The following is a 19,550-nucleotide window of genomic DNA, read 5'->3' as shown; positions in this document are numbered from 1 at the left end:
CGTACCGGTCGCTGTTGCGTGATGGGCGGCGTCTGCGACTCGCCCAGGGCTTACGCGTCCAGGATCACTTGCCGCAAGCCGAGCGCCACGGGACGGCGCGGCCGTCGACGGCGGCGACGCATGCGTCCAGCCGACGGCGTCCGGTCTCGGCCAGGAACGCCTGGCGCTCCGCGTCAGCCATGCCGACGGCCTCGCGCCAGATGGCGCGTCCGCCGATGAAGCCGCTGGCCCCTCCCTCGTCGCATGCGATCTTCAGCACTTCCTGGAACTGGTCGAACGGCACGCCCGCGGACAGCACGGCCCACGGAACGCTGATCGCCTCGGCGATGCGGCGGGTGTCCTTGGGGGTTCCGGGGTATTCCAGCTTGAGCAGGTCGGGCTGAAGGTCGCTCAGCAGCCGCGCGGCCTCCACCACGGCGTCGGCCTTGGCCTGCTCGGAGAGTTCTTCCTCGCCGGGGATCGGGTAGATCAGGTTCTCGATGACCGAGGGGATCCCGGCGGCACGGCAGTCGGCGATGACCTCACGTACGACATCGAGAGCCTCGGTCACCAGGTCCGGCTCGCCCGCGGCGCGGGGACGGTCCGGGCGCATCTGGACGAAGAACTTCACGGCGTGGCCGCCCATGTCCGTCGCCCAGGCGGCGTTGAGCTGAGGGTCGCGCCCCGGACGCGGCTCGCCGTTCCACTTCCCACGTTCGGACGGTTCGCCGGCGACCAGGATGCCGCAGCTCTCGGCGGCGGCACCGTCCGCGACGGCGGCGGGGACACCGAAGTCGGGGTCCAGAAGGAAGCCGCTCGCCGACAGCGAGAGGGCGGAGACGACATCGTGCTTGAAGGCGCGCAGGTCGGCGGCGGCGCCGTCCTGGCCTATCGCGGTGAACATGCGGCGCAGGGTGTTGCGCTGGTCCAGAGCGACGATGGCGAAGGTGCCCTCGGGCCCGGCCAGTACGTCCAGGTCCTGGGGTCGGGTGGCGGGGGTCTGTGCGCTCATGCGGGGAGTTCCTGTTTCTGTGTCGGTGCTGATGTGAGTGAGGGGTGGTGGTCGGGGTGGGTGAATTCGGCCGCGAGGCCGGCCAGTTCGCCGGTACGGCCACGGGTGGCCCATTCGGCGATCACGGCGGCGCCGAAGGCACTGGGCTGGTCGACGTCGGCGAACCGGGTCGCGGGCAGTGAGGTGGCCTTGGCGTTCCGGAAGCTGGACATGCGTGTCCAGCCACCGGCTGCGGTGACGCTCGATGCGGCGGGAACCTCCCGCTCCATCGCGGCGATCACAGCTTCGGACTCGGTCATGGCATGGCGCAGGGCCGCGTCCCATACGTCCGCCGGGCTGATGTCGTCGCTGGCGAGTGCCAGGACGATGTCGGTGGCGGCGGCGTGGGCGCCGTGCACCCGCAAAGGCGGGTGCGCGGGGCGCTGGGCGGATCCGGCCAGGTCGGCGTCGAGCCGGGCACGCCCCTCGGCGTGGTCCAGGCCGAGCATGCGCAGCGTCCTGCCGAGCATCAGCCCGCCTCGGGTACCGCCGAGGAGGATCCAGCGGTTCGGCAGCAGATGCATGCCCTGAGCCAGGCCCGCCTCGGTCAGGCGCCGGCGCTGGTCGTCGGCGAGCGGCTCGGAGATCACGCGCATCAGCGCCTCGGATGTCCCGCAGGAGTCGAAGAGATGACCGTCGTCGGCGGCGTGTGCACCAACGGAGGCGACGGGATGGTCGTGGCCCGCGACGGTGACGACCGCGCCGCGCAACGCGTCGGGGGCCCGGTCCGCCCGCACGGTCCCCAGTGGTGTCCCGGCATCGGCGGACTCGGGAAGCAGCCCGGCGGGTGCGCCCAGCGCTTCCAGCAGTTCGGTCCATGGTTTGCCGGTTGCCTGGTCGAGCAGTCCGGTACGCGAGAGCAGTGACGGCTCTGCGGCCGGCGGGGCGCCGAGGAAGTGCGCGAGGTACTCGGGGACGCTCAGCCAGTGCGAGGCGGTGGACAGATCGTGTCCCTGCCCGGTGAGCCACAGGAGCTTGGCGGCCGAGCACAGGGGACTCAGCGGGAGTCCGGTGCGCCCGCTGAACTCGTCGGCCAACTCGACCGGCCAGGCGGCGAGTTCCTCCCCTCCACGCGGATCGAACCAGGCGATCACCGGAGCTGCCGGCCGGCCGTCGCCGCCCAGCAGCACACCGGACTCCGCCATCCCGGTGAAGGCGATGCCCTCCACCGTGGCCGCGTCGACGGTGGCTTCGGCCTGCCGCAGCGCGTTCACTATGGCCGACAGCACCGAGTCGGTGAGGACATCGGCCTCGATGTCGGCACCGCCGTCGCGGTTGCGGCGCCAGGGGGTGCGGCGCCGGTCGATCGCCAGGCGATGTCCGGCGCGGTCGAGGACCAGGGCCTTGGTCTCGGTGCTGCCGACGTCCACACCCATCACCACGGACGTACTCATGCGCTGCGCTCCCCCCGCTTCCGGCGTGCCTGGCCCGAGCCGCGGGATGCGGCAGTGCGGCCACCGCCGACCACACCGCGCCCCGTGGTGTCCGGGGGCAGTTCGCCGGACCCGCGCGGAATCAGCTCGGCGGCGACGACGGTCCTGTGCACCGGCAGGTCCGGGGTCTCCATTCGCTCCAGCAGCCGCTCGGCCGCCACCCGCCCGATGCGCTCCGGATCCTGTTCCAGGACGGTGATACCGGGCACCAGCGTGCTGGCCATCGGGAAGTCGCCGAAGCTGACCACGGCGACGTCCGTACGACGCTGTGCGTGCAAGGCCGGTACCAGGCCGATCGAACAGCGGGCGTTGGAGGAGAACACCGCGGTCGGTGGCTCCTCCAGCGCCAGCAGCCGGGCCGTCATGTTCGCGGCCTCGTGCTCGCTCGGGCAGCCGTCCGCCACCAGGTCGGACACCACCGCCAGGCCGGCCTCCTCCATCGCGTAGCGGTATCCGGCGAAGCGCTCGCGGGTCGTCGGGACGTCGGGCGAGTCCCCGAGAAAGGCGATCCGCCGGTGGCCCTGGCGGATCAGGTGCCGGCTCCCGGACGCTGCCGCTTCGAAGTTGTCGGTGACCACCGCGTCGGTGTCCACACCGACTGGCCCGCGGTCGACGAAGACCATGGGCATGTCCGCCAGATGGGGGGCGAGGTAGGACTGGTCCTGACCCACGGCGACGGCCAGGAGGCCGGAGATCTGCCGGTGCATCAGCCCCTCGATCACCTGCCGTTCCCGCTCCGCGTCCCGGCCGATGCTGGAGACCAGGACGGCGGCGCCTCGCTCCAGCGCGGTGCGTTCCACGGCTTCGGTCATCGCGGCGAAAAACGGGTCGGCGATGGACTCGACCGCCATGGCGATCACGTAGTCGCCGCCGACACGCAGCGAACGGGCGGCGCGGTTGAGGCGGTAGCCGAGCGAGGCGAAGGCGTCCAGGACCGCTTGCCGGGTCTCCTCGGTGACCTGCAAGTCGTTGTTGAACACCCGCGAGACGGTCTTCGAACTCACGCCGGCCCGCTCCGCGACATCCTTCATGGTGGGCCTGGTCCGCTTGTCGGGACGGCCTCCGGTACCTGAACTTCCTGGTGTGCTGTGGGTCACGAGGTCCATTGGAAACAGTTCATGTCATCGATGTCAATGGAAAGTTACGTGCTGCGTGTCATCGATGTCATCGGAGCGCCGACGGTGCGCTTTCGAAGACCGTGGGGCGCACGGGCATGCGTGAGCGCCCGGTGTCGGTGAGTGCGACACCGGGCGCTCAGGCAGGGGTGAATGTGGTCGAGACGACGAAGTGAGGTCGTGACGACGAAGGTGGCTGAGGTGACTTGAGGCGGCTCAGCGGCGCACGGGGAGAGCCCGGCGCGCCAGCCGCACCTGATCGGCCAGGGGGGCCGTGGCGTCGATGACCGCGTGCTCCACCGTCGGCGGACGCAGCGCGGGGCTCGCCAGGAACGCGGATGTGTCCGCGAGCTTTGAACTGTCACGCACGGCCGACCGCTCGCGCATGCGCCGTAGAAGTTCCTCGTCCGGGCAGTCCAGCCACAGCAATCGCGCCTCGGCGCCCGCCCGCTCCACACGCCGGCGGACCTTCTCCCACGCGGCGGCGTCGGTGCGTTCGGTGGTGAAGGGCGCCACCGTGACGACGCTGTTGCCCGCCTCCACGTTGTGCACGGCCGTGTCCAGCAGTGCGTCGTATGCCGCCTGCCGGGTCGCCCGGCGCAGTAACGGATGGTCCAGATCCCCGCCCGCGTCCAGGGCGTTGCTCAAGGCCGTCGTCAACGGGCCGGTCATCACGTCCTGGTCGAGCAGCGCCGCACCGGTGTCCCCGGCAAGCGCTTCACCCAGGACGCTCTTGCCGCTGGCGGGAGGACCGGCGAGCAGCACAACGTAGCGGGGGTCGGCGGACACCGGCGGAGCCGGGCCGTCCCCGTGCGGGTCCGGAGTCGTGAACGGTGGCACGACGGCCATGCAACCCTCGCCATGTCATCGATGTCAACAGTCCGCGGCCCCTTGTGATTGGGGGCGAACGAGGGAATCACCACGACCGACCCGCGCCATGCCGAGCCCGTCCGCGGCCCTGCGGGGCGCCGGGAGTACGCCTGGAGTCTCGCATCGGCTGTCACGCTGGAGAATACTGCGCGAGTCCGCTGGGGCCCCAGCTACACCGCCCTGCACATCTACCTCCCAGGAAGAAGACAGATCAGTCCCACGGGTCCGGCAGGAATGGGTCTCACTCGTTTTCCCCTGTCCAAGTCAGGGCGCTGGCCCCTCTGTGTCCTCGGCCCCATGACCGAGCAGCAGCACCGAGAACTCGTAGCCGCCCTCTCCCGCCACGCGGGCTCGCGATGGAAGCCGGAACGCAGTAGCTAATGCCCCTCCCGGCAAGCTGTGCCCCGTCGCGCCGCCCAGCACGCACGCTCCTTGACCGGCAAACATTGCCGGTCACGGCACTAGCAGCCCGGTCGGTCGTGCTGGGGTGTGAGCTGCTTCGGGTCTTTGCCCGCTCTCGGTCGTGATCACGTGGTGGGGCGGAGGCCGCGAAGCCAGGTCAATGCCCCACGCAGGTTGGTGCGGGAGCTGTACGCCTTGCCGCCGGCGACCGCGTCAGGTCGGGTGCGTGGGCGGCCGACGGGACCGCGGGCCTTGACCTTGTCCAGGACCGGGACGACGCGGGGGCTGTCGGCAGCCTGACTCCCGGTCAGGCACCGGAAGGCGCAGCCCACACCTTGATCCCGGCTCAAGACAGGCTCTAGGTGTGTTGTCCCGGGACGTTGGTGACGGGTGACACGCCCGTGGTGGGTGCTTGAACGAGGTGAGGGCCTTCTGGCTCGGTGTGGATTGCGACATCTACCGCCGAGTGCAGGAGGCCCTCGTGATCCACCGTAACGCCCCGTTGACGCCGACCGGTCGGCTGCGTCTGGCCAGGTGTGTCGTCGAGGACGGCTGGCCGGTACGCAGGGCGGCCGAGCGCTTCCAGGTCAGCCACACCACCGCCGCCCGCTGGGCCGGCCGCTACCGCCGGCACGGCGAGACGGGCATGTACGACCGCTCCAGCCGCCCTGCCCGCTGCCCCTGGCAGACACCGCCTCATAAGGAGGCCCGCGTGCTTCGGATGCGGCGCGAGCACCGGATCGGCCCGCTGCGCCTGGCCGCACGGACCGGCGTCGCCGCCTCCACCGCCCACCGCATCCTCCAACGTCACGACTCGCCCGCCCTGGCCGTCCTCGACCGGGCCACCGGTGAACCCGTCCGCCGCTACGAGCGCTCCCGCCCCGGCGAGCTGATCCACGTCGACGTCAAGAAACTCGGCCGCATCCCCGACGGCGGCGGCCACAAAGTCCTCGGCCGGGCCGCGGGCAGCCCGAACAAGGACCGTCGCCACGGCATGGGATACGCCTACCTCCACACCGCGCTCGATGACCACTCCCGCCTGGCCTACACCGAAGACCTGCCCGACGAGACGGCCCCGACTTGCGCGGACTTCCTCCAACGGGCCACGGCATGGTTCGCCCGACAAGGCGTCACCGTCGAACGTGTCCTGACCGACAACGCCTGGGCCTACACCAAGAACACCTGGCGCCAGACCTGCCACGAGCTGGGCATCTCTCCCCGCTGGACGCGACCATGGCGCCCACAGACCAACGGCAAGGTCGAACGCTTCCACCGCACCCTGCTCGACGAATGGGCCTACCACCAGCCCTATACCTCAGACGCCCAGCGACAGGCAGCCTTCCCCGACTGGCTGGACTGGTACAACTACCACCGACCCCACACCGGAATCAGCGGCCACACCCCAGCCAGCCGCATCACCAACCTCCCCGAACAACACATCTAGGCGTCTCGTATGCGTAGCAGTAGGCCGCCGGCCACGAGCGCGACGGCGGCCCACCCGGCGGTGACGCCAAGACCGGCCCACGGGCTGAGGGGCAGGCTGTGGAGATTGGTGGTGGCCTGGATGGCAAGCCCGGCGCTCATCGGCCCGATCTGCTGGAGCAGGCGCTGCCAGTGCGGATCGCCGATCACCTGGGAGAGGATGGGGAGAAGGTAGAGCAGGCCGAGGATGAGCCCGATGCTGGTCGCGGAGTCCCGCACGATGGCAGCGATGCCGAGGCTGAGCAGGGCGATCAGGGTCAGGTAGAGGATCGACCCGGCGGTCGCGCGCAGCGTGGGCCCGTCGGCCAGAGACAGGGCCGGGTAGCCGCGGGCGGCTGTGAAGCCATGACGGGGCAGAATGAACCGCCCGGCCAGCAGCGACCCGAGAACCGCGATGCTTCCAGCCACGGCCACGACGCCGGTGAGAGTGATGGCCTTGGCCGCGAAGACGGTGGGCCGGCACGGCATCGCCGCGAGAGTGGTGCGGATCAGGCCCGAGCTGTACTCGCCGCTGATGACCAGCACGGCCAGGATGGCGACCAGCGCCTGCCCAAGTTCGACGCCGATGAGGCTGAGCCTGGTCATGTCGCCGCCGCAGCCGGCGGACGCGCAGGTCACCACCGAGGTCGCCCCGGCGCTCAGGGCCACTGTCGACGCGATCATGCCGAGCAGCAGCCACAGGGGGCCGGCGACTGTCCGTATCTTCGTCCATTCCGCGTGCAGGGCCGTTCTCATGCGTCCCTCCTGCGGAGAAGGACGGTTGCTACGGCCAGGCTTACCACCGCGTAGCCGGCCAGGACGGCCAGCCCTGCCCACGGTGCCAGCGGATAGTAGCCGCTGTACGGCGTGTAGATGCTCGTGACCTGGTGATACGGCACAAGCGTCTGCTGGACGGCGAAGGCCGCGGCGGGCGTCACCCGGGTCAGCCAGTCCGACACGCCCGCGGGCATGAACGGGATGGCGACCAGGATGTAGGGCAGCACGATGGCCACGATGACGGTGGTGACCGCGCCGGCGCTGTGCCGGAACATGGCGCCGACGGAGAGGGCCAGGACCGCGGCGGTCGCCAGCAGCGCCGCGGTCCCGAGCGCCACCCGTAGTTCGGTTGAAGACGCCACCGGGAAGACGTACACGCCGTTGGTCCGGGCGAGCCGCTCGCCGAGCGGGACCGCGACGACCGCTCCCGCCAGCCCGGTGACGAAAGTGACGACTCCCAGCACAATCGCCTTGGCCACCAGCACCCGGCTCCGCCTCGGGCTGGCGGCCAGGGTCACGTGGATCAGGTTCTTCCGGTATTCCGTGGAGATGAACAGCGCCCCCACGACGATCACGGCGATCAGCGCGGCGAACGTGCCGGTGAGGATGTCTCCGCGGGTGCCGCCGGTCGGGAGGGTTTCGCGAACGGCGGGCGCCATGTCCCCGGCCCCGGTCACCGTGAAGCTGCCGTCGGATCCCGTGAACGAACCCGACGTGTTCCGCGGGTAGCCGGCGAAGCTGGGGGATTCGGGTCCCAGCTGGTCACCCGCCCAGCTGCCACCGGCCCAGCCTCCCCGGACGCGAAGATCTTCGAAGACGGCCGTGGACACGCTGCCGCGCGTGCCCACGCCCTCCACGGAAGGCGGCGATGCGACGAACAGCCCGCCTTGCGCTGTCGGTCCGAGCCCGCTCACGTGCACGGTGCCCACTCTGGTCCAGCGCGTGCCGTCGGCGGAGGCATAGCCGGTGACCGTGTCGCCCGAGCGGTCCAGCCGCAGCCAGCGAACAGACGCGCTGGAGACAGAGGCGGGGAGGCCGGCCGTGTCGTTGACGAAGTTGTCCTGCATCCGCACGCCGTGGCTGCCGGTAACCATGATCGCCGCGTAGGGCGATCCCTGGCGGGTGCTCTGCTTGATGATGAGCCCGGCCTTCGCCCATGGCACGTTGCCAGGCCGCAGGTTCGCGGGACCCGTGGGGATGCTGCTCCTGAGCGCGGAAACGGAGACCGTGATGCTGCCGTTTCCGGCCAGCGGCCGGTGCACGAAGTAGAAGCTGTCGGTGACCGGCTCACCGCCCGGGCCGACCGGCACGGGCGGTGAGCCCTTCTGATCGCTGCTGGCCCCGGCGAGCAGGGCGACCAGCACCATCATCAGTGCCGCAGCCGCCATGCCGATCACCGAGCCCCGGACGGTGCGGAACTTGGTCCACTCCGCGTGCAGCAGCTGGAGGAAGCCGTGCCGCCCGGCCCGCCGGCCGGATCGGTACGGCGTGACGGTGGGGGTCACCGCGGCACCTCCGGCGGCGTCGTGGCGTGGAACTCGACGTCCTCGCGGGTGAGTTCGATGTAGACGTCCTCAAGGGTGGCGCGGTGTGCTGATACCTCGGAGAACGGCACCGCGCTCGCGCTGAGCAGCGTCACGATGCGAGCCGCCGGCAGGCCGGAGACGGTGATGGTGTCGCGGCCGGTGGCCGCCACGGCGGCGCCCGCGTGCCCGAGCACCGTCATCGCGTCCGGCCGGGCCGTGGTGCGCACGGCCACCCGGTTCCCGGACGCAGCCGCGATCAGGTCGGCCACGCCGGCGTCGGCGATGGCCTTGCCGCGCCCGACCACGACGAGGTGATCGGCGGTGTCCTGCACCTCGCTCATCAGGTGGCTGGACACCAGGACGGCGCGGCCCTCAGCGGCCAGCGACCGCAGGAAGCCACGTATCCATACGATGCCGTCGGGGTCCATGCCGTTGAACGGTTCATCGAGCACGACGATCGGCGGGTCGCCCAGCAGGGCCGCCGCGATCCCGAGCCGCTGCCGCATGCCGAGCGAGTAGCCGCCGGCCTTGCGCCGGGCCGCCGGGGTCAGGCCGACCAGATCGAGCACCTGGTCCACCCGCCGCGCGGCCAGGCCCTGTGAATGTGCCAGCCAGAGCAGGTGGTTACGACCGCTCCGGCTGGGGTGCGGCGCCGCCGCGTCCAGCAGTGAACCGACGTGGCTCAGCGGGCGCCGAAGCCTGTGGTATGGCCTCCCCTCGATGAGCGCGGTGCCCTCATCGACCGCGTCCAGGCCGAGGATCACCCGCATCGTGGTGGACTTCCCGGCCCCGTTCGGCCCCACGAAGCCGGTCACCAGCCCCGGACGGACGGTGAAGGACATGCCGTCGAGGGCTCGGGTCGCCTCGTATCGCTTGCGCAGCCCGGCAACGGTGATCTCTGCGGCGCTCATCGGGATGAGCAGCCGGTTCGGTGTGGTCTCATGCGGATTTTTGTACATGGCGCCTGGTTCCCGCCCGGTCTCAGCCGCTGCGACCTGGCTGGAACCTGCGACCTGGCATCGTTGAGTACATGGCACCTCGAACCGGCGGCCCGCCCGGCCGCCTTCCCCGTACGACCGGCGGTGATCTGTGGTGAGGGTCCTGGTAGTCGAGGACTTCGAGGTGCTGGCCCGCTCGATCGGCACCGGGCTGCGCCGCGAGGGTATGGCCGTCGATGTCGTGCTGGACGGGACCAACGCCCTTGCCCGCCTGGCCGTCACCCGCTATGACGTGGTCATTCTCGACCGGGACCTGCCCGACGTCGGAGGCGACGACATCTGCCGGCGACTCGCCGACGACCGCTCCGACACCCGCGTGCTGATGCTGACCGCGGCCGGCACCATCGAAGACCGCGTCGACGGGCTCAGCCTCGGCGCGGACGACTACCTGCCCAAGCCGTTCGCCTTCGCCGAACTGGTCGCCCGTGTCCGGGCGCTGGCCCGCCGGGCCACCCCGCCGCTTTCTCCCACCCTCTCCTGCGAGGACATCACCCTCGACCCGGCTCGCCGGGTGGCGTTCCGCGCCGGCCGGCGACTTGAGCTCAGCCCGAAGGAGTTCGCGCTCCTTGAATGCATGCTCGCCTCACCCGGCCTGGTCCTGCCCGCCGAGGAACTCCTCGAACGCGTCTGGGACGAAGCGGCCGACCCCTTCACCTCTGCGGTCAAGCACACCATGCACCGGCTGCGCGCCAAACTCGGCGACCCGCCGGTGATCGAGACCATCCGCGAAGGCGGCTACCGGATCGGGCCGGCATGACCGAATCCCGGCCGCTTCCCAGGCGGTCCCTGCAAACCCGGCTCGCGCTCTTCTACGCCGCGGGAATCTACGTCGCCGGGATCGTGGTCCTCGCCGTCGTCACCGTCCCCCTGGTCGGCGTCCAGTCGACCGTTCCCGCCCGCAGCTCTGCGCCAGACACGATCACCGGCACAGGGCACGGGATCGGCCCGCACCAGCTCCTCCTCGGCTCCGCCCTCGCGCTCGCCGTCCTCATCCCCATCGCCCTCGCCGGCGGCTGGTTCGTCGCCGGCCGCTTCCTCAGCCCCCTGCGGTCCATCACCGCCACCGCCGCCGCCATCTCCGCCGGAAACCTCCACCAGCGTCTCAGCCTCGGCGAGCCCGCCGACGAGCTGACCGAACTGGGCGGCATCCTCGACGACCTCTTCGCCCGCCTCCAAGCCTCCTTCGACGCCCAACGACACTTCGTCGCCAACGCCTCCCACGAGCTACGAACCCCCCTCGCCGGCCTGCGGACCCTCCTCGAAGTCACCCTCGCCGACCCCGACGCCGACGCCGGCACCCTGCGCTCGGCCTGCCAGGAGGCCCTCGCTCTCGGCGAACACCAGGAACGACTCGTCCAGGCACTGCTCGCCCTGGCCACCAGCGAGCGCGGCGTCACCCGCTGCGACACCCTCGACCTCGCCCGAGTCGTCCGAGGAGTGCTCGCCTCCCGGCGCGACCCGGCAGCAGAAAAAGGCATCGACCTCGCCGAACACCTCACGCCCGCGGTGACGGCCGGGGACCCGGGACTGGTCGAAAGCCTCATCGCCAACCTCATCGACAACGCCATCCGCCACAACCACCCGGACGGGCGCGTGGAGATCGCCACTCAGACCTCTGGCGCGCAGGCGACCTTGACGATCACCAACGGCGGGCCAGTCATCCCCGACGACCAGATCCAGCGCCTCTTCCAGCCCTTCCAGAGACTGGCGCCCGACCGTAACAGCCGCCGCGACGGCTACGGTCTCGGCCTCGCCATCGTCAAGGCCGTCGCCCAGGCCCACCACGCCACCCTCACCACCACCGCACCCCCCGAAGGCGGCCTGGCCGTCACCGTACGATTCGCACACCCGTCTCACTGAATCCCCATGCATGCGCGTTAAACCAGACCTCGCTGCTCCGGGGCCCTGTCGTCACTCTGCCGGGGCCGGTTTCCGCCTGTTCCCATCAGCCGCACCGACGCCCAAATCACGGCCCGGCGACGCGAGATCGCCGGATCGGCACCGACGCCATGAGCCAGCTCCTGACCGGCGCGCCCCGCACCCCACTGGCGACGGGGCTGTGGCTGGTGGCTCCTGGGTCGGGTGGGCCGACAGGCAGCCGACCATGTCGGGGGCCTGGACACGCCGTTGCCACCATCCCATCGGCACGGCTCGGGCCGTACCCGGCACCCGGGCTGCTCGTGGCTTGGTGAACACAGTCGGCTGAGGTGACGTACCCGAGGTTCGGTTTCCGGGGGCGGCGTGATGGACCCCGAGATGATGAAGCCGCCGGAATCCGGTTTCCGTCGGTTGACGTATGCGGCAGATCCACGCCCGGCTCGCCGAACTCCGCAGGACAGCTCAGCCGGCCGCCTTGTCCGCCAGCTCGAAGGCCCCCGCGGACAGTGCCAGCAGTTCCGCCGCCTTGTCGGAGTTGCTCACGTTCTCCTTCGGGTCGCTCACCGACATCGAAACCACGTACGTGTTGCCCGAAGCGGATTCGACCATGAAGTTCCGGCTGATGACACCGGGTTCAGAGCCGCCCTTGAACCAACCTGTGGGCCACGCGTCCGTGTCCAGCCCCAGGGTCCGGGTGCCCATCAGGGACAGGGAGGTGTCGACGGGTTTCTGGCCGCCGGAGCCGGCCTGGTCGCGCAGGCCGGAGAACGCGCGGCAGATGTCGTCCGGGCGGGCGAACCATTCGACGCTGTTGATGTGGCGTGGCTGCTCCCAGGTCGAACCCGGCACCGGCAGCTTGCTCACCTCGTCGGTGAGGTACCGTCGCCGGTCCTGTTCTCCCATGGCCGTGTAAGCGTCGGCGTGCCGTGGGTAGTCGGCGCTCTTGAGCTGTGCCAATTCGCGGGTCAGCAGAAGGGGCCGGTTCGCCCGCGGGTCGGCCATGCCGAAGGCGGTCTGTTGAGCCTCTACGGCCTTCCGGCCGATCCGGTGCATCAAGTGGTCGGTCGCGGAGTTGTCGCTGTAGAAGATCATGTGGTCCGCGTACTGGCGCAGCGTCAGCTTGGTGCCCGCGGCCAGCTCGGAGACGGGGCCACCGCCCACGGACTTCCATTCCTCCCGTACGGGGAGCCGCTGGTCCCAGGAGGCCCGGCCTTCGCGTACGGCCTTGGCGAGCGCTCCCAGGACGTAGAGCTTGAAGGCGGAGCCGATCGGCCGCGGCGTCTTCGGGGCGAGTCCGTGCAACGTACGGCACCGCCCCTGCTTGTTCACCTCGGCGGCGAGGAACGACACATCGGGCGCGACCTTGCGCAGCCTCTCATCCAGTTCGCTCCAGGAACCGGGCAGAGCCGTGAGATGGAGGGCGGCCAGGTCGTCCTGCTCGTCCGTCACGACAACCGCGTGATGTCTGCCGTCCTCGCCGTCAAGGAGCGCGTACGCCTCCGAACTGTCGCGCGGCGTCCGCTGGGAGCGGAAGGAGTCCAAGCGGAGTCCGTCGGGCCCGGCTGCTTTCCCGAGTTCGGCGTTGAATCCATCGACTCCACCGAGCTTTTCCAGGAGCGCTGCCGACACATGCTCTCGGACCTCTGCCTCCGGCACGGGCAGCCGCTTCGAGGCGTCCAGCAACCACGACACCTGCTTGCCAACGGGTGTTTTCGGCGGCTGCTCCTGCCGGGCGGGGCTTGCGGGTGCCGTGGCGGGCCCCGCGGCCGACAGGGCGAGAGCAGCGAGCACGGGGAGCAGTCGGCGCATCGTTCTTCTCCTCATGGGGGCCGTCCGGTAGTAGACCGTCTGACGGCAGTGGTGTGCATCGGTGACGGCGGGGTGAATGCACCGGACACTAGTCAGAGGGGCATGACCGCGTCGTCATTCCGTACGGGTATCCCGCGTCAGACCGTGGAGTTACGATCCGGCCGCCCGGCTACGACCCGGGTGGGGGAGAAACCGGACTTATCGGCCGTGGCGGTCAACTGCCGGTACTCGGTCGGCGACGACACCCTGTGGGGCGTCAACCGGCGCCGCATGGGAATCGCCCCGACCACACTGTCCAGACGCGGGAGCTGCACCGCTGGCTGCGCCGGCGCAACCAGAACGCTCGGCACCCCCGAGGTCCTGGCCGCCCAGCGACGCGAACACGCCCGCGTCCGCAGCGAGAAGGGCATCGCCGGGGTGGGCGAGCCAGTGTTCGATCCCGATCACATCAGGAGCGCGGCAGGACCATGACGCAGTTCACAAAGAAAGGGTGACAGAACGTTGTCGTGGGCAGCTGCGACTGTCGACGGCATGATGATCACAGATGAGGACTGCCTCCCAGAGACCCTGGCGTTCAACGAGCAATTCGAGGCTGCCGCCGCGAGCCGTCCAGCTCGTGGGCAGGCGCTGAGCGCAGCCACGCTGACGCTCCTGCGGCGCAACCGGCTCGGCGGTGACATGGCACCGGTAAGACTGCCGCACGGCCAAGACCGCGCCGTTGAGGGCGGAGTGAAGGTACGGGTCTTTGTGCCGGACCGCGTCGACGGCGTGTACCTGCACATCCACGGAGGCGGCTGGGCGTTCGGGTCCGGGGACGGACAGGATGAGCGGCTCTGGCGGCTCGCCGAGCAGGCACGGCTGGCCGTGGTGAGCGTGGACTACCGCCTCGCGCCGGAACACCCGTTCCCCGCCGGGCCCGACGATTGCGAAGCGGCTGCCCGATGGCTGGTGAAACACGCCGCGGCCGAGTTCGGTACCGAACGGCTGCTGATCGGCGGTGAATCGGCTGGTGCCCACCTCAGCGTCGTGACGCTGCTGCGCCTTCGCGACCGGCACGGCGTTGCCGGCAGATTCCGGGCGGCCCACCTGCTCTTCGGCCCTTACGACTTGTCGATGACACCAAGCCAGCGGCGGTTCGGCCCCCGGCAACTGCTGAGCAACACCGACACGCTTCGGGGCGGCTATGAGCTGTTCACGCCAGGGATGGGAGAAGAGCAGCGCCGCGATCCCGAGGTGTCGCCCCTGTTCGCGGACCTGGCCGGGCTGCCACCGGCCCGGATCGTCGTCGGCACCGAAGATCCGCTGCTGGACGACTCGCTGTTCCTGGCCGCACGGTGGCAGGCGGCGGGTACTCCCGTGCAGCTCGGCGTCGTCGCCGGCGCGATGCACGGCTTCACCCTGTTCCCCCTGACCATCACCGAGCGGGAACTGCGGCGCGAGCGGGACTTCTTGGCCTCCGCGTGACGGTAGCGTCGGCGGCATGAACCGGACTGCCCGGCTGTACGCGCTGGTGGAAGAGTTGCGCGCGGCGGCGCCGCGGCCGCTGACGGTCGCGGCGCTCGCAGCGCGGTTCGAGGTCAGCACCCGCACGGCGCAGCGCGACCTGCAAACCCTGATGGAGGCCGGTGTCCCGGTGCGCTCCATACCCGGGCGAGGCGGCGGCTGGTCGATCGACCCGGAGATGACCCTGCCCCCGATCCACCTCACCGCCGACGAAGCCTCGGCACTGACCGCCGCGCTCGCCGCGGCCGACGCCTCCACCCCCTACGCCGGCGCGGCCCGCACGGCGGCTCAGAAGATCGTGGCCGCGATGACCGGCCCCGCCTCGGAGGCGGCACAGGAACTCGCCGCGCGAATCGTTGCCCTGCCGACGCACGGCGACTCCGAGGTCCGTACCGCGGTGGAGCAGGCCCTTGCCGACAACACGGCGCTGCGGCTGTCGTACACCGACGCGGCAGGGCACGAAAGCAACCGCGTCGTGGAACCGGCCGGATTGCTCACCGCTGACGGCCGCTGGTACCTCATCGCCTGGTGCCGCACACGCCGGGCCGGCCGGGGCTTCCGGCTGGACCGGATCGCGGCAGCGGCTCCAACCGGTGAACAGGCCCAGCCCCATGACCTGACCGAACTGCTACGCGGCTCGGCCGCCGCCAGTGCGGTGCGGCCCACCGCACTGACCCCGCTCACGCCCCGACCATGAGCATCCGCAGGCACCGACCCGGCGAACCGTTCCGGCCACGGCTCGCTGATCGCGATGAGCGAGCGGGCCCCGGTCAGCACCGCCGAGACGGCGATGAGTTCGGGCAGGCACGGTCTCGCTCGGTTCTCATGGTCTCGACAACCACATGATCACCAGCACCGTGCCTGCTCTGCGCTGCGCTGCTTTCCGGGGCCCCTTACCGCACAACTGGGGAGCTCGACCGGCAGGGCGCGGCTTGTCCTGGTGGCCGACCGAGCCGCGCCCGCCGCGCCCTGTCGCGTCACCCGAGGACGAGCGGCTATCGGCGAAGCGCGCCGGCGAGGAACGCGGCCGTCGCGGCCAGGATGAACGAGTTGTCGAATCAGGGATCGTCGTGGCCTGCTCCGGCGACGGCGGGTGGGCCACCGCGGCCTCCTGAACCGGCCGGTGGACGCCCAGGCGCGGGCCACGTGCACTTCCCCCAGTGCCATTACGGTGGCGGCATGGCGAGGTCGGCCAGCGGCCGGCCCAGCGCGGCGAGCGGCGCGATGACCTCGGCGGCCGTGGCGGGCTCACCCGTGCAGACCGGGACGAGCACCAACACCGGCCTGCCATGGGCCTCTTCGGGCAGCATCGGCAGCGCGGGGGCGGGGCGATCGCCGCCAGCAGCCCCAGTTCGCGTGGCGCCGCGGCCATCACGCCGGGCAGCTCCGCCAGGACGTCGGCGGCCTGGCCGAACGGGAAGATCAGCTGTCCGGCCACGACCTCCGGGCCGACCGGATGGGCGCGGTACTCGAAGGCGGTGACGACTCCGAAGTTGCCGCCGCCCCCGCGCAGCGCCCAGAACAGCTCGGGGTTCTCGGCCTCGTCGGCACGCACCTTGCGCCCGTCCACGGTGACCATCTCGCAGGCCAGGAGATTGTCGACGGTGGCACCGAAGCGCCGCATCAAATGTCCGATGCCGCCGCCGAGCGTCAGTCCCGCGACTCCTGTGGAGCTGACGGTTCCGGCGGGCACGGTGAGGCCGTACTCCTGGGCGGCGGCATCCAACTCACCCAGCAATACGCCCGGTTGGGCCCGCACCACCCGGGTCTGAGGGCTGACGGTGATCAACGTCACATGACGCGCCTGCGCAGTGGCCAGCTCTTCCCCGTGAGCTGCGGACGGGCCAAGGAGCCGGGCCCCGAACTCGCCGCCGTCCGCACCGAACTGCTCGGCGCGCTGGAGGACTTGGTGACCGGAGCGCAGCAGGCGGGGGTGCTGCGGGACGACGTGAACGCCTACGACGTCGTACTGATGCTGAACTCCATCCCGCCTCGACACCTGCCCGCCCCTGACAGCGGCGAAGCCGTCGCGGACCTGGCCGACCGGCACATCGGCGTACTCCTCGACGGCCTACGTGCCCCCGGCCGCGAACCCCTGGCGAGGCCCGCGCCCGGCCGCCGCGACGTGGACCAGTTCTTCCGGGCCACGCACGGCCTGTGACAGGCCCACGGGCGGGAGACGACCTCTCAGAGGCCGCTGTCGGCGTTCCTGCCCGGCTGGAGAGCCGAACCACGTGCCGAGAAGCGGGCCCGCCTCATGGCGGAGGCGGCAGGAGCCAAGTGACCGGTTAGCTGCACCGGACGGGGAGCGAAACCCCGTGCCGCGTGCCCTCAGATGGTGTGCCGGGTGTGCTCTGTCGGTGCCTGGCGCTGAGGTGCTGTCCAACTGGCGAGGAGCCTGAGCTGCTCCTCGGATCGGGTGCCGGGTTCGGCGGTGTAGATGGTCAGGTCGTGCATCGCCCGGTTGGACAGAGGCAGGTCCAGTGAGTGGTAGGTCAGCTCCAGGTCGCCGGCCTCGGGGTGCCGCAATCGCTTGACGCCGTCGTGACGGATGCGGACGTCGTGGGCGGCCCACTGCTTGCGGAACTCAGGGCTGAGTGTGGAGAGTTCGCCGATGAGTTCCCGCAGGGCACGGTCGTGGGGCTCTCGTCCGGCCTCGGCGCGCAGCAGTGCGACGGTGGCGTGGCAGGCGGCCTCCCAGTCGACGAAGAAGTGCCGGGCGATGGGGTCGAGGAAGTGGAAGCGGGCAATGTTGGCGCGGCCGTGCTCGCCGGTGGTGGCACTGTCGAACATGGGGGCGTGTACGGCCCGTGCGAGTGCGTTGTGGGCGATGACGTCCATGCGGCCGTTGCGCACGAAGGCGGAGGACATCGTCATGGAGTCCAGCAGCCACTGAACCCGGGGCGGGACGGGGACGTCCTTGCGCCGTGCGGGGGTGCGGCGCGCGGGCTGGGCGGCGCGGGCCAGGTCGAAGAGGTAGGTGCGTTCGTCGTCATCCAGTTTCAGGGCTTGGGCGACGGCGGCGAGGACGTCTTCGGAGACGCCGCTGATGTGGCCCTTTTCCAGCCGGGTGTACCACTCGGTGCTGACGCCGGCGAGGACGGCGACTTCTTCGCGGCGCAGGCCCGGGACGCGGCGTCGGCCGCTGGTGGGCAGCCCGACCTGTTCGGGGGTGATCTTGGCGCGTCGGCTGGCAAGGAAGTCCCGGATGTCGGCGCGGTTGTCGGCGCTGTCGCCGGGGGATCGGTCCATGCCTTTAACGGTAGCGACCGGTCGGCCATGAGGGAGGTTGAGCTTGTCCCCCCTATAAACCCGACCTTCCTCGTGTGCGACAAGGAGGGTTTCGTGAAGTGGCAAGACAGACCGCGAGCCCCGTTGAAGGAGGAAGATGAGCACGCGAGGAGGAGTCCTCGACGCTGCCACTGAGGTGCGAGTCGAAGACCACGGACGGGAGACCTCCCGGCTTCCGTTCGTTGTCTACGTGCTGGCGCTGGGCACGTTCCTGATGGGGACGACCGAGTTCGTAGTAGCGGGCCTCCTGCCGGAGATGGCGGGTGACCTGCACGTCAGCGTGGCCCGTACCGGCTTGCTGATCACGGTCTTCGCGGTCGGGATGATCATCGGGGCACCGCTGATGGCGATGCTGACGCTGCGGCTTCCCAGGCGGCTCACCCTGATGCTGGCCCTGGCCGTGTTCGCGCTCGGTCACGTGATCGTCGCGCTCGGTTCCAGCTTCGCGCTGCTGCTGGGGGCGCGATTCTTGACGGCGGTGGCGACCGGGGCGTTCTGGGCGGTGGCCAATGTGGTGGCCGCCCGGATCGCCGGGCCCGCCGCCAGTTCCCGCGCCCTGGGAGTCGTGGGGTCCGGCGCGATGCTCGCCAACGTCGTCGGTGTCCCCCTCGGCGCGTTCGCCGGACAGGCCATGGGCTGGCGCGGTCCGTTCTGGGCCCTCGCCGTCCTGGGCGCGGGCTGCATCGTCTTCATCGCCCGGCACGTCCCGCAGGACGGCCCCAGCCGGCAGACGGTGTCGATCCGCTCCGAGCTGTCCGCTGTACGCTCCGGCCGGCTCTGGCTGGCCCTGGCGGCGTGCGCGACCACGACCGGCGGTGTGCTGGCGACGTACTCCTACATCTCCCCGCTGCTGACCGACCGGGCCGGACTCGCCGCCGGCATCGTTCCACTGGTCCTGGTCGGGTTCGGCATCGGCGCGCTGGCGGGCTTCCTCGTCGGGGGAAGGCTCGGGGACGGCCGCCCGCACGCGACGACCATCGTGGCCCCCGCGGTCACCACGGCCCTGCTGCTGGCGATCTGGCTGCTGTCCGCGTTCTCCCTGCCCGTCATCGTGCTGGTGGCCCTGCTCGGTCTGTTCGGGCTGGGTGCGAACCCGGTGCTGATCTCCCTGGCCGTCCGCTTCGCGGGCAAGGCCCCCACCCTGGGCTCGGCCCTGACGGTGTCGGCGTTCAATTTCGGCACCGCGATCGGCACGTGGGTTGCCGGCATGGCCCTGGACTCCTCCCTCGGGGCCACCGGCCCCGCCGTGGTCGGCACGGTCGTCGCCGCCCTGACCCTCATCCCGACGATCACCATCGCCCTGCTTCACCGCCGCAACCGCGCAGGCACCGTCATCGCGAGTGCTGCGGATACCGCTCCTGCCAGTACTGCCAATGCTGGAAGTACGGCGCGCTGAGGGGACCGCGGCCACTCGCCACGCGAGCGCCGCCCATCTGACCTGAACCACATCACCCGAC

Annotated in this window: 17 protein-coding genes and 1 pseudogene; 8 read left to right on the top strand and 10 right to left on the bottom strand. The window is 70.6% G+C overall.

Features of this window, described 5'->3' with window-relative positions:
* Positions 1-64 precede the first annotated feature (64 nt).
* The 4 genes from OHB04_RS37290 to OHB04_RS37275 form a co-directional block, all read right to left on the bottom strand.
* Positions 65-991 carry a hypothetical protein gene (locus tag OHB04_RS37290; protein ID WP_326692057.1) on the bottom strand — a complete coding sequence of 309 codons (927 nt, stop codon included), beginning with the start codon at positions 989-991 and terminating at the stop codon, positions 65-67.
* A complete protein-coding gene (locus OHB04_RS37285) occupies positions 988-2,424 on the bottom strand; it encodes an FGGY-family carbohydrate kinase (RefSeq protein ID WP_326692056.1) in 1,437 nt (478 codons plus the stop codon). The genes OHB04_RS37290 and OHB04_RS37285 overlap by 4 nt, the downstream gene beginning before the upstream one ends.
* Positions 2,421-3,494, bottom strand: a complete 1,074-nt coding sequence (locus tag OHB04_RS37280; RefSeq protein WP_326692055.1) for a LacI family DNA-binding transcriptional regulator — start codon at positions 3,492-3,494, stop codon at positions 2,421-2,423. Before OHB04_RS37280 ends, OHB04_RS37285 begins: the two co-directional genes overlap by 4 nt.
* Before the next feature lie 300 nt (positions 3,495-3,794).
* Positions 3,795-4,418, bottom strand: coding sequence for an AAA family ATPase (locus OHB04_RS37275; RefSeq protein ID WP_326809185.1), 624 nt, complete (start codon positions 4,416-4,418; stop codon positions 3,795-3,797).
* Between the two features lie 913 nt (positions 4,419-5,331).
* On the opposite strand from OHB04_RS37275, the gene OHB04_RS37265 reads away from it, so the two are divergent.
* Positions 5,332-6,294, top strand: a complete 963-nt coding sequence (locus tag OHB04_RS37265; protein WP_326809538.1) for an IS481 family transposase — start codon at positions 5,332-5,334, stop codon at positions 6,292-6,294.
* Here the strand turns inward: OHB04_RS37265 and OHB04_RS37260 are convergent.
* The 3 genes from OHB04_RS37260 to OHB04_RS37250 are packed head-to-tail and all read right to left on the bottom strand — an operon-like array spanning position 6,291 to position 9,525.
* Complete coding sequence (locus OHB04_RS37260) at positions 6,291-7,067, bottom strand: ABC transporter permease (RefSeq protein ID WP_326809184.1); 777 nt, start codon at positions 7,065-7,067, stop codon at positions 6,291-6,293. The two genes, OHB04_RS37265 and OHB04_RS37260, sit on opposite strands and share 4 nt — an antisense overlap.
* Positions 7,064-8,593 (bottom strand): ABC transporter permease subunit, encoded by a 1,530-nt coding sequence (locus tag OHB04_RS37255; RefSeq protein WP_326809183.1) that lies wholly within the window; start codon positions 8,591-8,593, stop codon positions 7,064-7,066. The genes OHB04_RS37260 and OHB04_RS37255 overlap by 4 nt, the downstream gene beginning before the upstream one ends.
* Positions 8,590-9,525, bottom strand: a complete 936-nt coding sequence (locus OHB04_RS37250) for an ATP-binding cassette domain-containing protein (RefSeq protein ID WP_326809588.1) — start codon at positions 9,523-9,525, stop codon at positions 8,590-8,592. The genes OHB04_RS37255 and OHB04_RS37250 overlap by 4 nt, the downstream gene beginning before the upstream one ends.
* A gap of 181 nt (positions 9,526-9,706) precedes the next feature.
* Between OHB04_RS37250 and OHB04_RS37245 the strand changes: the two genes are divergently transcribed.
* Positions 9,707-10,369: a response regulator transcription factor gene (locus OHB04_RS37245; RefSeq protein WP_326809182.1), complete on the top strand. Its 663-nt coding sequence runs from the start codon at positions 9,707-9,709 to the stop codon at positions 10,367-10,369.
* Positions 10,366-11,472: a sensor histidine kinase gene (locus OHB04_RS37240; RefSeq protein ID WP_326809181.1), complete on the top strand. Its 1,107-nt coding sequence runs from the start codon at positions 10,366-10,368 to the stop codon at positions 11,470-11,472. Before OHB04_RS37245 ends, OHB04_RS37240 begins: the two co-directional genes overlap by 4 nt.
* A 480-nt stretch (positions 11,473-11,952) precedes the next feature.
* Here the strand turns inward: OHB04_RS37240 and OHB04_RS37235 are convergent, their stop codons facing one another.
* Positions 11,953-13,299: a serine hydrolase gene (locus tag OHB04_RS37235; protein ID WP_326692048.1), complete on the bottom strand. Its 1,347-nt coding sequence runs from the start codon at positions 13,297-13,299 to the stop codon at positions 11,953-11,955.
* 275 nt (positions 13,300-13,574) lie between these two features.
* Here OHB04_RS37235 and OHB04_RS37230 point away from each other — a divergent pair.
* From OHB04_RS37230 to OHB04_RS37220, 3 genes and pseudogenes are all read left to right on the top strand, one after another.
* Positions 13,575-13,770: pseudogene (locus OHB04_RS37230) on the top strand (hypothetical protein); the annotation flags it as partial.
* A gap of 60 nt (positions 13,771-13,830) precedes the next feature.
* A complete protein-coding gene (locus OHB04_RS37225) occupies positions 13,831-14,763 on the top strand; it encodes an alpha/beta hydrolase (protein ID WP_326809180.1) in 933 nt (310 codons plus the stop codon).
* 16 nt (positions 14,764-14,779) lie between these two features.
* Positions 14,780-15,499 carry a helix-turn-helix transcriptional regulator gene (locus OHB04_RS37220; RefSeq protein ID WP_326809179.1) on the top strand — a complete coding sequence of 240 codons (720 nt, stop codon included), beginning with the start codon at positions 14,780-14,782 and terminating at the stop codon, positions 15,497-15,499.
* A gap of 126 nt (positions 15,500-15,625) precedes the next feature.
* Here OHB04_RS37220 and OHB04_RS37215 read toward each other — a convergent pair whose 3' ends face one another.
* Complete coding sequence (locus OHB04_RS37215) at positions 15,626-16,597, bottom strand: FAD-binding oxidoreductase (protein ID WP_326809178.1); 972 nt, start codon at positions 16,595-16,597, stop codon at positions 15,626-15,628.
* Between OHB04_RS37215 and OHB04_RS37210 the strand changes: the two genes are divergently transcribed.
* The gene (locus OHB04_RS37210) at positions 16,598-16,963 is read left to right on the top strand and encodes an SbtR family transcriptional regulator (protein WP_326809177.1); all 366 of its coding nucleotides are present in this window, start codon (positions 16,598-16,600) and stop codon (positions 16,961-16,963) included. It begins immediately after the preceding gene.
* Between the two features lie 170 nt (positions 16,964-17,133).
* Here OHB04_RS37210 and OHB04_RS37205 read toward each other — a convergent pair whose 3' ends face one another.
* Positions 17,134-18,054: a helix-turn-helix domain-containing protein gene (locus tag OHB04_RS37205; RefSeq protein WP_326809176.1), complete on the bottom strand. Its 921-nt coding sequence runs from the start codon at positions 18,052-18,054 to the stop codon at positions 17,134-17,136.
* Positions 18,055-18,190: 136 nt separating this feature from the next.
* Here OHB04_RS37205 and OHB04_RS37200 point away from each other — a divergent pair, with 136 nt between their 5' ends.
* On the top strand, positions 18,191-19,489 hold the full coding sequence (locus OHB04_RS37200; RefSeq protein WP_326809175.1) for an MFS transporter: 1,299 nt from the start codon (positions 18,191-18,193) through the stop codon (positions 19,487-19,489).
* The last annotated feature ends 61 nt before the right edge of the window (positions 19,490-19,550 follow it).

Source organism: Streptomyces sp. NBC_01775 (assembly GCF_035917675.1).
In the GTDB taxonomy this organism is placed as follows: Bacteria; Actinomycetota; Actinomycetes; order Streptomycetales; family Streptomycetaceae; genus Streptomyces.
This window is presented reverse-complemented; position numbering and strand designations above follow the sequence as displayed.